Source organism: Candidatus Saccharibacteria bacterium oral taxon 488 (genome assembly GCA_005697215.1).
Taxonomy (GTDB): Bacteria; Patescibacteriota; Saccharimonadia; order Saccharimonadales; family Saccharimonadaceae; genus Nanosynbacter.
Map to the genome: position 1 here is coordinate 62,733 of CP040003.1, position 12,677 is coordinate 75,409.

General features: G+C 51.7%; 12 protein-coding genes. 8 read left to right on the forward strand and 4 right to left on the reverse strand.

The window, feature by feature from the left end; all coding sequences use genetic code 11:
- Positions 1 to 185: 185 nt before the first annotated feature.
- The 3 genes from argS to FBF24_00310 are packed head-to-tail and all read left to right on the forward strand — an operon-like array spanning position 186 to position 3,401.
- Positions 186 to 1,817 carry an arginine--tRNA ligase gene (argS, locus tag FBF24_00300; GenBank protein QCT40346.1) on the forward strand — a complete coding sequence of 544 codons (1,632 nt, stop codon included), beginning with the start codon at positions 186 to 188 and terminating at the stop codon, positions 1,815 to 1,817.
- Positions 1,818 to 1,849: 32 nt separating this feature from the next.
- Complete coding sequence (locus FBF24_00305) at positions 1,850 to 2,920, forward strand: hypothetical protein (GenBank protein ID QCT40347.1); 1,071 nt, start codon at positions 1,850 to 1,852, stop codon at positions 2,918 to 2,920.
- Between the two features lie 46 nt (positions 2,921 to 2,966).
- Positions 2,967 to 3,401, forward strand: coding sequence for a hypothetical protein (locus tag FBF24_00310; GenBank protein QCT40348.1), 435 nt, complete (start codon positions 2,967 to 2,969; stop codon positions 3,399 to 3,401).
- Between the two features lie 93 nt (positions 3,402 to 3,494).
- Here FBF24_00310 and pyrH read toward each other — a convergent pair whose 3' ends face one another.
- Complete coding sequence (gene pyrH, locus FBF24_00315) at positions 3,495 to 4,199, reverse strand: UMP kinase (protein ID QCT40349.1); 705 nt, start codon at positions 4,197 to 4,199, stop codon at positions 3,495 to 3,497.
- 43 nt (positions 4,200 to 4,242) lie between these two features.
- Here pyrH and FBF24_00320 point away from each other — a divergent pair, with 43 nt between their 5' ends.
- Together FBF24_00320 and FBF24_00325 are read left to right on the forward strand one after the other, a co-directional pair.
- Positions 4,243 to 4,794, forward strand: a complete 552-nt coding sequence (locus tag FBF24_00320; GenBank protein ID QCT40350.1) for an oligoribonuclease — start codon at positions 4,243 to 4,245, stop codon at positions 4,792 to 4,794.
- Complete coding sequence (locus FBF24_00325) at positions 4,791 to 5,126, forward strand: MmcQ/YjbR family DNA-binding protein (GenBank protein ID QCT40351.1); 336 nt, start codon at positions 4,791 to 4,793, stop codon at positions 5,124 to 5,126. Before FBF24_00320 ends, FBF24_00325 begins: the two co-directional genes overlap by 4 nt.
- 7 nt (positions 5,127 to 5,133) lie before the next feature.
- Here the strand turns inward: FBF24_00325 and FBF24_00330 are convergent, their stop codons facing one another.
- Positions 5,134 to 5,754, reverse strand: a complete 621-nt coding sequence (locus tag FBF24_00330) for a hypothetical protein (protein QCT40352.1) — start codon at positions 5,752 to 5,754, stop codon at positions 5,134 to 5,136.
- A 54-nt stretch (positions 5,755 to 5,808) separates the two neighbouring features.
- Here FBF24_00330 and dnaG point away from each other — a divergent pair, with 54 nt between their 5' ends.
- Together dnaG and rpoD are read left to right on the forward strand one after the other, a co-directional pair.
- Positions 5,809 to 7,542, forward strand: coding sequence for a DNA primase (dnaG, locus tag FBF24_00335; GenBank protein QCT40353.1), 1,734 nt, complete (start codon positions 5,809 to 5,811; stop codon positions 7,540 to 7,542).
- Positions 7,539 to 8,504 (forward strand): RNA polymerase sigma factor RpoD, encoded by a 966-nt coding sequence (gene rpoD, locus FBF24_00340; GenBank protein ID QCT40354.1) that lies wholly within the window; start codon positions 7,539 to 7,541, stop codon positions 8,502 to 8,504. Before dnaG ends, rpoD begins: the two co-directional genes overlap by 4 nt.
- A gap of 63 nt (positions 8,505 to 8,567) precedes the next feature.
- Here the strand turns inward: rpoD and FBF24_00345 are convergent, their stop codons facing one another.
- Positions 8,568 to 9,161 carry a dephospho-CoA kinase gene (locus tag FBF24_00345; GenBank protein ID QCT40355.1) on the reverse strand — a complete coding sequence of 198 codons (594 nt, stop codon included), beginning with the start codon at positions 9,159 to 9,161 and terminating at the stop codon, positions 8,568 to 8,570.
- 138 nt (positions 9,162 to 9,299) lie between these two features.
- Positions 9,300 to 9,929, reverse strand: a complete 630-nt coding sequence (locus tag FBF24_00350; protein ID QCT40356.1) for a hypothetical protein — start codon at positions 9,927 to 9,929, stop codon at positions 9,300 to 9,302.
- A gap of 191 nt (positions 9,930 to 10,120) precedes the next feature.
- On the opposite strand from FBF24_00350, the gene polA reads away from it, so the two are divergent.
- A complete protein-coding gene (polA, locus tag FBF24_00355) occupies positions 10,121 to 12,655 on the forward strand; it encodes a DNA polymerase I (protein QCT40357.1) in 2,535 nt (844 codons plus the stop codon).
- The last annotated feature ends 22 nt before the right edge of the window (positions 12,656 to 12,677 follow it).

Sequence of the window (12,677 nt, forward strand, 5' to 3'; positions counted from 1 at the left end):
TGGCTGAAGAAACAATTGAAACACATGATCCGCTTGATAAGACGACGCTGAGTCATGATGATGCCTCGGCGCTTGGGTATGTTTTGCGTCACGTCAAGGGTTCGAGTCCGAGCTCGGTGACGCTGTTGCAGCTGGAGGAAATGGGTCAGGAGTAAAACTGCTTGCCGTCTGCTATACTGGAAGGTATGGAACAGATTATTTCTCAGGCGGTGAAGCAACTTTTTGATCAAGATGTATCGGTGCAATTGACGCGCCCCGACCCGAAGTTCGGCGACTTTGCGACGAACGTGGCGCTGCAGTTAGCAAAACCCTTGGGTAAAAACCCGCGCGAGATTGCTGAGGCGATTGCCGAAGAGCTGCGCGGCCGCCAGGAGTTTAGCGAGGTTAGCGTGGCTGGGCCGGGCTTTATCAACGTGACGTTAAGCGACCAAGCGGTGTTGGAATTGCTGAAAGTGCGGCCAGCGACTAATCGTGCAGGAAAAACAGTGGTCATTGAGACCAATTGTCCAAATCCGTTTAAGGCCATGCACATTGGCCACGCTTTGAATGCGATTTTGGCGGATACTATGGCGAATTTGCTGGCGGTTGATGGCGCGGCGGTACACCGGGTGAGTTACCACGGCGATGTCGGCACGCACGTCGGCAAGAGTATGTGGGCAATTCTTCGCGAAATTGATGGTGATGTCAGCAAACTAGAGGCTATTCTGGCTGATAAGCGCAACGAATTTATGAGCCGTATGTACGTTGAAGGCGCACGGGCAGCCAAAGAATCGCCAAAGGCACGAGCGGAAATTGATGAGCTGGCCAAGCAATCTTTCGTGCTGGACGATCCGCTGTATAAGCAGGTGTACGAGATTTGTAAGGCCTGGAGCTTTGATGAAATTGATGCCAATGTGGCGCGGCTGGGCAATGTGCCAATTGAACGGCGCTATGTCGAGAGCGAGACTGAAGTGCCAGGCAAAGCCTTGATCAAAGCAAAAACCCCAGAGGTCTTTACGAAGTCCGACGGTGCGTATATTTTCAAGGGCAGCCAGTACGGTGCGTTTGATAACGTATTCATTGGTTCGCACGGCAACGGTTTGTACGGCGCGCACGACATGGGGTTAATTCAGCTGAAGCATCAGGATTATCCGAACTTGGACTTGTCGATTACCGTCAACGGCGAAGAGCAGGCGGCGTATTTCCGCGGGGTGATCGCGGCTAGTGAATTAGCAATTCCAGAATTGAAAGGTAAATTGTTTAATTATGCGACTGGCCTCGTTAAACTAACGACTGGCAAGATGAGTTCGCGTACCGGCGAGGTGATTACCATTGACTGGCTGTTTAACGAGTTCAAGAAAGCCATCACACAAGCTGGCGGCGAGCCGACCGACGAAGTAGTGGCGGGCGCGCTGCGCTATCAATTCCTGAAGGTAAAAATCGGTAGCGACGTAGTATTTGATATCAATGATGCGGTGAGTCTCACCGGTAATACCGGTAGCTATTTGCAATACGCGCACGCTCGAGCGCGGGGTATTTTGGCAAAATCTGAGCAAGCAGCCACGTTCCCGACGGAATTATTTGACGAAGACCGGTTGTTAGTCAGGAAAATGAGTGAATATGCGGGGGCGGTTAATCGCGCTACTGAAAGTCTGGAGCCGCATCATGTCTGCGCCTACCTGTTTGAGTTGGCGCAGGAGTTCAATCGTTACTATGAGAAAAATCAAGTTGTTGGCAGCGATAAAGAAGCGCACCGCGTCGGTCTGGTGGCGGTGTATGCTGATATTTTGAAGGCGGGACTCACCATTCTTGGTATCGTTGCCCCTGATAAATTGTAAAATATTAGTAAATATTGTATGATACAGCAGAGATGGACGAGCATCTTTCTGCTAATTTGATGACGCCTAAACGGCGATTAGTTAAGGCTGAGCCAGGACTACGACGTGAACTTTTATTAGACTCGCAGCAGCTGAAGTTGATTCGTGCGGTGTATGAACAGTCTCCGCAGACGTATGATGCTGCAACGAAGGCGGCAGTTAATATAGCACAGGTGGTGCGACAAACGGTGGATTTTGCTCCGACTTCGGCTGATTCACCGCTACTGGATGCAGTTGAAGTTGCTGGTTGTGAGGCGACAAATTGTTTTGGCCATGTCATTATTGCGTCAGAGTGTCTGGAGCAGCTTGGAATTGAGCATTTTGTCAGTTATGCGAATCAGCACGCCATGGTGACACTATTTGATCGGGGCAGTGAGCGAGCCTTTTTGCTCGATGTGGCGACGGAGGAGCTATGTTGTGATATGACCGGCGTGCTTGGCAGCGGTGCGCCCAACCCGCTTGACCAGCTAGCGATGGGTGAGTTGCGGGCGGTGAATTCATTTTTTTCAGAGGAACTCTTGAAACGACTACCACCGTCGATTGATAGGCAAAAGTTTATGAGCTCAAGGCCATGGCTGTCGTTTGATGCTATTGATGCGGCACAGTCTCATGAACATAAGCCCCGAAATCGGATATTACAGTTCTTAACATTACCCTCAGTACCGGGGCGTATGTTGTTGATTCAGCAGTACAATGCCGTCCGACGAGCGGGGTTGGGCAGCATTGAAGCAGCGAGCGAAGAACTGTCGGAATTATCAGGGATATATCTTGATGTTGATTCGCGAAATGGTCTGAAGGAAGTCGATGAGTTGTGTCGTCGGCTAATATCGGCGGGAAAATATGACGAAGCAATTGAGTTAGCGACTATGGTGGACGAGAGCTTGGTCCCAGACGACAAATCGAAAAATAAGCTATTTTTGCCAGATATCATACGAAAAATTGCCAAACAGACAGGAAACAAGGAGCTTGCCTGGCGGGCTATTAAACTATACGGGGAGAATCCACCAAATAGCCTGCGCAACGGTAAGCTTGCTGCAGCCAGAAAACTTTTAAATAATTTGTAAAGTTTTATGCTACAATCAAGATGTTACTTAACGTAAAGGAGTTTTTATGGCAGAGAAGAAAGTAGCCAAGAAGGCGACTACCAAACAGACGACTACTAAGAAATCGATTGTGAAAAAACCAAGCGTGGCAGCGCTGAAAGAAAAGGCAGCGGCGGTCAAGGGCCATGGCGGCGGTTTTATGACCTTTATCCGTGAGCAAGGTGTGGTTGGCCTGGCTGTAGGTCTGGCGATCGGTACAGCGGCTGGCGATACCGTGAAAAAGTTGGTGACGGCGTTCATCGACCCGCTGGTGCAGCTGATTGTCGGCTCGCAGGAAGGCCTGCAGGCAGCATCATTCTCTGTTGAGATTGCTGGTCACAAGGGTGAATTCCTGTACGGTGCGTTTGTTAGCTCGCTGATCACTTTGTTAGCGGTGGCGTTTGTGGTGTATGCGATTATTCACTTTTTGAAGCTGGATAAATTAGACAAGAAAAAAGACTAATTGGGCCTTAAAAACAGATCCGCCGGATAAATACGGCGGATTTTTTTGTAAAACGATTCATGCTGGAACAAGATGCGTACCGTACTCAGCAGGCTAGGAAATCAGTGTACCGACTGTCTCGCCGCGAGCGGCCCGGGCGATGTTGCCGTCGGTGAGCAGGTCGCAGATGACAACTGGGATGTGCTCGTCCATAGCTAGGCCGATGGCAGCTTTGTCCATGACGGTGATATCGGGGTTGGTTAGAGCGTCGTGATAGCTGAGCTTATCAAATTTGGCGGCATCAGGGAATTTAGCTGGGTCTTTGTCGTAGACGCCATCAACTTTCGTTGTTTTAATCACAACATCACATTGCATTTCCAAAGCTAGATTCAAGGCAGCGGTGTCGGTAGTCAGGAAGGGTCGGCCAGTACCGCAGGCAACGATGACCACCCGGCCTTTTTGAATGTGGCTGAGCGCCCGGCGAAAGGTGTAGTGGTCGATAAATTGATTAATCTCGACAGTAGAGAGAGCGCGGGTCGGTAGGTCGGTGTCATTGAAGACATCAGCCAAGGCAATGGCATTCATCAGGGTTGAGAGCATGCCGATATTGTGGGCTGAGACGGGCTGAATGCCGTGACCAATGATTTGGTTGCCGCGGACGTAATTGCCGCCGCCAACCATAATGACGATTTCAGCGCCAGTTTCTAGCGCTGGTTTGATTTGTTCGGCAATCCAGCGGGCGCGCCTGGGATCGAAGCCGCTGGTGAACTCGCCCTGGAGCTGCTCGCCGGAGAGTTTGAGAAGGATACGTTTGGTCATGGTTTTAGTGTAGCACGCCGCAAGGAAGTGGTAAAATAGAAACATGAAAGCCAGTTTTAAGCCGAAAAAGATTTTATGGATGGATTTGGAGATGACCGGGCTGGATCCGGTGCATGATGAGATTTTGGAGGTGGCGGCGATCGTCACGGATTGGGACTTTAAAGAGATTGCGACGTATGAAGGAATTGTACAACACGACTCAGAGAAGCTGAGGAAATTACTGGACCGAAACGCCAGCTTTTGGAATGAACATCCAGCAGCGCGGCGTGGTTTGGAGGAACAAAACGCCTCTGGTAAGCCGCTAGCCGAAGTGGAGCGTGAATTGCTGGCATTTTGCGATGAACATTTTGCGGATGAGCCACGGATTTTACTGGGCGGTAATTCAATCCACCAAGACCGGCGGTTTATTGATCAGTGGTGGCCTATGTTGTCAAAAAAACTATATTATCGGATGCTGGATGTCAGCGCTTGGAAAGTGGTATTTGAGGGCAAATATGGCAAGAAATTTGCCAAACCAGAGGACCATCGGGCGCTGGAGGACATCCGCGGTAGTATCATGGAGCTTCAGTATTATTTGGAAAAGGTAAAACCATGACCCATAAACAATTTGAAGAGTTTATCCTAAGTTTGCCCGGTGTGTGGCTGGATTATCCGTTTGGCGAGGATGTTGCGGTGTATAAATTTGGCAAGAGCAATAACGGCGCAGGGAAGATGGTGGCACTAGTGACCGAGGGCTCGAAGCCCTTGCGGGTCAGTCTGAAGTGCGACCCGTTGCTGGCTGAGAATCTCCGCGAGAAGTACGAGACGGTCCTGCCGGGGTATCATCTGAATAAGAAACACTGGAACACTATCATTTGCTCGGGGCAACTGAGTGATGAGGAAATTTTTGACTTGGTGCGGCTAAGCTATCGGCTGGTGACAGAGTGAATAAAACTTATGACTTTTCCGAATCACCGGTGATCGCCATGAGCTGCTTGCGTACGTTGGTGAGGTCGGAAATAGTTTTTTCGAGAAAGTCAATTGTGCTTTTGCTGCGCGAGCCCTCTTTGATACGATTCATCATCAACAACGTGTCGGCCAGTTCGGTATTCATGGTGTAAGCATAAGTGTTGTCGAGGTCAGCGTTGAGATAGGCCTCCTCAAATTTTTCCTCGAGCTTTGTTGGTGGGTCGAGCGCGGTGATGTTTTTGAGGTCTTTTTTGACGTCGATATTCTGGGCAGCGGCCGGTGTCTCGATAGACTTATTAGCAGTGGTGAGAACGGCAGTGAGCGAGCTATTAGCATCTTGGAGCTGGCTGGATTTGAGGCGGGAAGTAAATTTCTCGGAGACGGTTTGGAGTTTTTGTAGACGAGCAATGAGATTATTTAATGAGGGGCCGCGGGAGGCGTTTTGGGCGGCGTTGATGATAAAGACCAGACCGAGCAGTCCGATGATACCGAGAACGAGCAAGATAATCTTTGACTTTTTATCAAAGCCTTGCGGCGCTGGCGGTGCAGAAATTTGATTGAGATAATCGATACCGGTTGGCACGTCATAGTCATTGTGTGGCTGCATATACCCATTAAAGCATAAACAACAACAGAGGTAAAGAGTGATATAATAAAAATCATGAATGATGCCAAGGAAGAAGTGCGGGCGCGGCTGAATATTGAGGATGTGATCGGTGAATATGTTCAGCTGAAGCGGGCGGGTCGTAATCTGAAGGGGTTCAGCCCGTTTACTGATGAGCGGACGCCAAGTTTTATGGTGAGTCCGGAAAAGCAGATTTGGCATGATTTTTCTTCGGGCAAGGGCGGCGATATTTTTACGTTCGTGATGCTGGTGGAGGGGATGGATTTTCGCCAGGCGCTGGAGCATTTGGCGCGCAAGGCGGGCGTAGATTTGAGCTTGTTTTCTGGTGGTGATGGGCGCACGGCCAAGCGGCGAGCTAGAGCGCGGGAGGCGCTGAAATTGGCCGCGAATTTTTATCAGCAAAATTTGGTAAAAAATCCGGCAGCGCTAGAATACGCGGTGAAAAAACGGCGGCTGAATCGGCAGACGATCGGTGATTTTGTCATTGGCTATGCGCCAGATCAGGGCGATGCGCTGACGAAAGCGCTGGAGAAGCGGGGGTTTTCGCGCCGGGAGCTGGCTGACGCGGGGCTGGTGAATCGGTTTGGCGGCGACTTGTTTCGGGGGCGGATGATGGTAGCCTTGAGCGACGGCAGCGGCGAGGTGGTCGGCTTTACAGGGCGAATTATTCGTGATGACCCCAGGGCGCCAAAGTATCTGAATACGCCACAGACATTGCTATTTGATAAATCGCGCCATATTTTTGGGCTGTATCAGGCGAAAGAGGCGATTCGTAAAAGCGACGCGGCGGTGATTGTCGAGGGGAATTTGGACGTGGTTAGCAGCCACCAAGCTGGCATTAAAAACGTGGTGGCGACGGCGGGGACAGCGATGACACTGCAACATCTGAAGGCGCTGAGCCGGCTGGCAGGGCGGATTCGTGTGGCGTTTGATGGCGATCGGGCGGGCGTGAGCGCAACGGAGCGGGCGATCAATTTGGCGCAGGAAATTGGCGTGGAACTAGAGGTGGTGAGTCTGCCGGACGGCGTGAAAGATCCGGATGAATTGATCCAAAAGGATGCGGCGTTGTGGCAGGCAGTGGTTGAGCGGGCGCAGCCGGCGGTGGATTGGGTGATCGCTCGGCACGCCGAAATGGAAGATTTGGCGACGGCCGAGGGCAAGCGGCGATTTTCGACAACTGCATTGAGAATTGTGCGCGGCTTGAAAGATCCGGTGGAGCAAGAGCATTACTTGGCGGTAATTTCTAAAGAAACTGGCGCCAGTCTCGCGGCCTTGCGGGCGAAGCTGGGCGCTGAGAGATCAACGCCGCCCGCTCAGCTTAAAAAACCAAAGATTGAAAAGGCGACTCCGAGTAAACCTCGTGACGAATTAGCGAACATCATCGTCGGTCTGGCGCTTAGTCAACCATCGACGCGGCGCTGGGTCGGGGCGCTTGAGGCGGCAAGCTTGGACGAGCCAGCTCGAGCAGTGGTGACGGCGCTGCAGGCTGAGCCGCTACTTGACATAGAAAAATTGCCACGCCCCTTGCAAAAATTTGAGCAGTATGTGAAAATAGTACAGTTAAAAAGTGAACGCCGCTACATGGACTGGGAACCAGAAGCTCTGGACAGTGAAATGGCGCGTTTGGTAAAGCAACTGATACGTAAACACCGCGACACAAAAAAACAACAATTATTAGAAGATTTGCGTGAGGCTGAGGAGCTCAGCGATGAGGCGCGGGCGCGCATCTTGCGACAGCAGCTGAACGCACTGATTAAGGAGAATGCGTGAACAACGACCAGCAATATACCCCGACCAATGACGATCCACTCGAGCCAGATCTGACGGCGGTACATGATGACGAGGAGATAGAAGACCTAGAGGCGTTGAGCGCTGGTCAGTATCTGGATGACATTTCGGACGATTCGGTGCGGTTGTATCTGCGTGAGATTGGTAAAATCCCGCTGTTAAGTTCGGACGAGGAAATGGAGCTGGCGCGGCGGATCATCGAGGGCGACAAGAAAGCCAAGGACAAGATGGCCGAGGCGAACATGCGTTTGGTGGTGTCGATTGCTAAGCGGTATTCGGGCCGTGGGTTGGATTTTCTGGACCTGATTCAGGAGGGAAATACTGGCTTGCTGCGCGCGGTGGAGAAATTCGATCCGGACAAGGGCTTTAAGTTTTCGACCTACGCGACGTGGTGGATTCGCCAGGCGATTACCCGGGCGATCGCTGATCAGGCGCGGACGATTCGCATCCCCGTGCATATGATTGAGACAATTAATAAGCTGGTGCGGACGCAGCGACGGCTCACCCAAGAGCTGAACCGCGAGCCGACGATGGAAGAGCTGTCCAAGGAAATGGACATGGAGCCGGAAAAAATTGAGTACATCAACAAAATTCGGCAGGAAACGTCGAGTTTGGATGCTGGCATCGGGCGTGATGGCGACGAGGAAGATTCGGTGCTGGGTGATTTCATCGAGGATGAAGATACGATTTCACCAGAAGAATCAGCGACCAATCAGCTGCTGAAAGAAAAGGTCGCCGAGGTGCTGTCGAGCCTGTCTGATCGCGAGCAAAAAATTGTGCGCATGCGGTTCGGGCTGGACAATGGCGGCAAAAGCCATACGCTTGAGGAAGTCGGCCAACAATTTGCCGTGACGCGCGAACGAATTCGCCAGATTGAAGCCAAGGCTTTGGCGAAGCTGAGGAAGCACAAAGACGCCAAGAAGTTATATGAGTATTTGAGCTAAATGAGCAAGCAATAATCAAAAAAGCCAGGCGGATGTGTGCCCGGCTTTTTTGATGCGTTGTGTTTAGCACTGCTCAGGTGCTTTACAAAAATGTTCGTGGTGAGTGACGGCCTCCAGCTGTGTATATAGTTCGTCCAGTCCGTGGTCGTTCATCACGAAATAGTCGGCGATAGCAATTGGTCCGCCTTTTTCTAGATTTTCAATTTCCGACCAATCGCGCTGGTCAACTTCGCGCGGCCGCATCGGCCGTTCGGGGCGTTTGGCCATACGTTGATAGCGCAGATGTTTTGGTGTGACGACGGCGATGACAGACATTTGGCCAGGGAATTCGTGTTTGAGAATTTTATATTCACTCCAGGTATACAAACCGTCCAGGACGATGAGCTTTTGGCCAGCGTCAATCAAGTCATGTGCTGATTTGACGACGCGTTTGACGACGAAATCTTTGCCTTCGCGACGGCGAATTTCCTCGCGGAATTTTTGCTGATTATCCCAGGTTGGTTCGATGCCAGCTTCTTCCATGGCTTTGTAGATGATGCCACCAAAGTAAATTTTTGGAATGCCCTTTTTGGTGAAATATTCGACCGCCGAACTTTTGCCGCTACCAGCTAGACCGACCAGGGCGATGATTTTGCAGCTATGCTCGCTTATACTCATGGGGATTATTGTAACAACTTCTTAGTCGGCTGGCAAACGGGTGTAGCTGCCGGTTGGTTGTGTTGATTTCTGCGAGCAGTTTGTTCTGGGTGTCTTTTGACTTCAACCTGAAACAGCCGGCCTCGGCTAGACCCCCGGTTAATTTACCACGACGATTGCCAGCAGGGCATCCTGAGGGCTGAGACCGGGTCGCAGTTTATAGCGGTCGCGTGTAGACACCTTGTGCCGAGGGTGGAGATACTCGATTTCTTCGTAACTCTCAGCGGCAAATACCTGCCAGATATCAACAGGAGCGAGCGGTAGCTCATCGCACTTGGGTTTGTAGGTATGAAACGCCTGTAGCAGGGTGAGAATTTCCTCGCCGTTATAGTTGTCACATCGCCGAGCATGCATGTCATAGGTTGGATCAGTAGATCGTACTGTGAAGATATCGCCTCCTCTTGCGACTATTTCCTTGATGAGTTGCTGGCGATCGCTTGTGTCAAAGTGTGTCGATTGGATGCCACGCAGCAGTATATTCCGACCCATAAAATGTTGGCGAATTGGTGCTTCGATTGTAGCGGCTATAGTGTCAAGTGGGCGGGGTGGATTGGCATCGTAACGATATGGATTTTCGGGCGTAACGCTATACTCTGGGCAATCAACGTTAACGATGAGCGGTGTCACTTCGCGGTTGCGCTCTGGTGTAGATTCGGTGTTCTCGCCACCACCGTCAAGTCGTTCCGGATCATAACCCGGATCGTATTCAAATGTCTTGCCTTCAAACATACTTACCACCGTGATTTATTGGCCCCACTGTCTTTTAGCGGCTCGCACGATATCCTCATTATAGCATTATAATGTAGCCTGCTTGGACTCTTTGCGATACTGGTCGGTAGCAGATATGCTATCGGGGCGGACGAGGTGGGTGGGCGGTATGGTTGTTATTCATCGCTTGGTACAAGTGCTATACTAAATATATGAAGCGTTTGGCGGTCATCGACGGAAAATCAGTGTTTTACCGAGGGTATTATGCCATGCCAGGGCTCAGTACGGCGGACGGTACGCCGACTGGCGGGGTGTATGGGTTTGTCAGTTTGGCGATTGAGCTGATCAAGAAATTGGAGCCGGATTATGTGGCGGTGGCGTGGGATAAGCGCGGCACCAATATCCGCAAGCGGCGGGAATTATACCCAGAGTACAAGGCGGGTCGCAAGCCAGCGCCTGACGATTTTTATCAGCAAATTCCGATTTTGATGGAGTTGCTGGATGCCTTTGGCTGGCCGCTGTATGAGCTGGATGATTATGAGGCGGACGATATCATGGGCGCGTTTGCCAGGCAAGCGGAAGCGCGCGGCGTGCAAACCTGTCTGCTGACGTCGGATTTGGATGCGCTGCAATTGGTGTCGCCGCTGACCAAAGTCTACGCCATGAAAAATGGCCTGAGGAACATCGAGGAATTTACGGCAGAATATTTTGAACAAAAATATGGTATTCGGACGGACCAGTTTTTAGATTTGAAGGCGCTAAAAGGCGATTCCAGCGACAATTTGCCGGGTGTGCCGGGCGTTGGTGAAAAGACGGCGGTCAAATTATTGCAAGCATATGACACATTGGACGGCGTGTATGCGCATGTGGATGAGCAAACAGGCGCTCTACGGACGAAGCTAGAGAACGGCCGCGAGTCGGCGTATTTGACCAAGCAGGTGGCAGAAATCTGGACAGATGCACCGGTGGAGCTAGACTGGGAGGTGGCTGATGTTAACGACTGCGACTTTGCGCGGGTGGCGGAGATTTTGCGGAAATTGGAGTTTCATTCGCTGATTGGGCGGTTGCCGCGGACAATGCAAGCGGTGGACGAGGCAGTAAAGACGGCGGAATTGGAGCTGCCGCGCGTCGAAGATTTACCGGCTGAGCCGCTGTTTGAGGCGGAAAATAGTATCTATATTGATCCCTTAGAGCCAGATATGGTGTATATCCATTCCAAATCTGACGTGGCGTGGCGCGCAAAGGTTAGTGAAATTGGCTGGTCGGTTTGGCAATTGTTGGCGCAGGGTGTGGTGATCGCGGCGGATGTCAAGGTACTGTATCACACGCTAGACGCCCATAACGTGACGGTGCGGTTTCATGAGGTCTGGGATGTTGGGCAGGCGGCGTTTTTGATCGATCCGCTGAGGCGTGACCGTAGTTTGATGGCGCTGGCGGGTGATTTTTCTGAGGACAACTCCCCAGCGCGGCAGCTGGCACGGCTCCGTCAAATTTATCGCCAGCAGCAGGATTATATGGCGGCGCATCAGCAGATTGCCAGGGTACTTCGCGACTTTGATTTTCCAGTGATTTGGCCGCTGTTTCAGATGGAAAAGCGCGGCATGAAGCTGGACACGGCGCTGCTTGAACAGATGGGCCAGGAGCTGAGGACGGAGGTGAGTCAGCTTGAACAACAAATGTATGCGATGGCTGAGCGCGAGTTCAACGCTGCTAGTCCAGCACAGCTGTCTGAGGTGTTATTTACCAAGTTGCAGCTGCCGACGACCGGTATCAAAAAGGGTAAAACTGGCTATTCGACGGGACAGAAAGAGCTGGATAAACTGCGTGGGCAACACCCAATCATTGAGCTGATTGAGCGGTATCGGGAGCTGACTAAATTGATCAGCACCTACATTGAAGCGCTGCCGAAATTGGTGGCCGAGGACGGGCGGATTCACACCACGTTTAACCAAGACGTCACCAGCACTGGGCGGCTGAGCAGCACCAATCCCAACCTACAGAATATTCCGGTGCGCACGGAATTGGGTCGGAAAATTCGCCAAGCGTTTGTGCCGAGCGAGGGCAAGGTCTTCGTTGGTGCGGATTATTCACAATTTGAACTGCGGTTGGCGGCGGTACTGGCGGGCGATGAGCAGTTGATTGACGATTTTAACAGTGACGTTGATATTCATACCAAGACGGCGGCCGAGACCTATGGCGTACCGATGGCCGAGGTGACGAAATTACAGCGCCGCGCGGCCAAGGTGATTAACTTTGGCGTGTTATACGGTATGAGCCCACATGGCTTGGCGGCGGCCACTGGCATGACGTTTACTGAGGCGAAGCGGTTTATTGAACACTATTTTGCGGTGCGCCAGCCAATCCGCCACTATCTGGATACAATTTTAGTTCAAGCGCGCGAACAGGGTTTTGTCGAGACCTATTTTGGTCGGCGCCGACCAACGCCCGACGTCAAGTCGAGTAATTTTATGGTGCGTTCGGCGGCCGAGCGGGCAGCCATGAATATGCCAATTCAGGGCACGGAGGCGGATTTGATGAAGCTGGCGATGATTCGGCTGGAGGATAAGTTGGCCGGGTTGGCTGAGCCGGTTCTGCAGGTTCACGACTCAATTTTAGTGGAGTGCCGGGCAGCAGATGCCGAGCGAGTCGGTGAAATCATGCGCAGAGAAATGGAAGGCATTTGTCCGGAACTACCGATTGCGCTAAAAGTGGACGTCGGCGTGGGGCTACACTGGGACGAGGTGTAGCCGGGGCGGTGAGTGCAAAACT

Excerpts from the sequence above, each read along its gene's own strand:
- FBF24_00330 (QCT40352.1), bottom strand. The coding sequence starts at position 5,754 with ATGCAGCCACACAATGACTATGACGTGCCAACCGGTATCGATTATCTC.
- FBF24_00325 (QCT40351.1), top strand. The coding sequence starts at position 4,791 with ATGACCCATAAACAATTTGAAGAGTTTATCCTAAGTTTGCCCGGTGTG.
- FBF24_00310 (QCT40348.1), top strand. The coding sequence starts at position 2,967 with ATGGCAGAGAAGAAAGTAGCCAAGAAGGCGACTACCAAACAGACGACT.
- dnaG (QCT40353.1), top strand. The coding sequence starts at position 5,809 with ATGAATGATGCCAAGGAAGAAGTGCGGGCGCGGCTGAATATTGAGGAT.
- FBF24_00305 (QCT40347.1), top strand. The coding sequence starts at position 1,850 with ATGGACGAGCATCTTTCTGCTAATTTGATGACGCCTAAACGGCGATTA.
- FBF24_00345 (QCT40355.1), bottom strand. The coding sequence starts at position 9,161 with ATGAGTATAAGCGAGCATAGCTGCAAAATCATCGCCCTGGTCGGTCTA.
- polA (QCT40357.1), top strand. The coding sequence starts at position 10,121 with ATGAAGCGTTTGGCGGTCATCGACGGAAAATCAGTGTTTTACCGAGGG.
- argS (QCT40346.1), top strand. The coding sequence starts at position 186 with ATGGAACAGATTATTTCTCAGGCGGTGAAGCAACTTTTTGATCAAGAT.
- FBF24_00320 (QCT40350.1), top strand. The coding sequence starts at position 4,243 with ATGAAAGCCAGTTTTAAGCCGAAAAAGATTTTATGGATGGATTTGGAG.
- FBF24_00350 (QCT40356.1), bottom strand. The coding sequence starts at position 9,929 with ATGTTTGAAGGCAAGACATTTGAATACGATCCGGGTTATGATCCGGAA.
- pyrH (QCT40349.1), bottom strand. The coding sequence starts at position 4,199 with ATGACCAAACGTATCCTTCTCAAACTCTCCGGCGAGCAGCTCCAGGGC.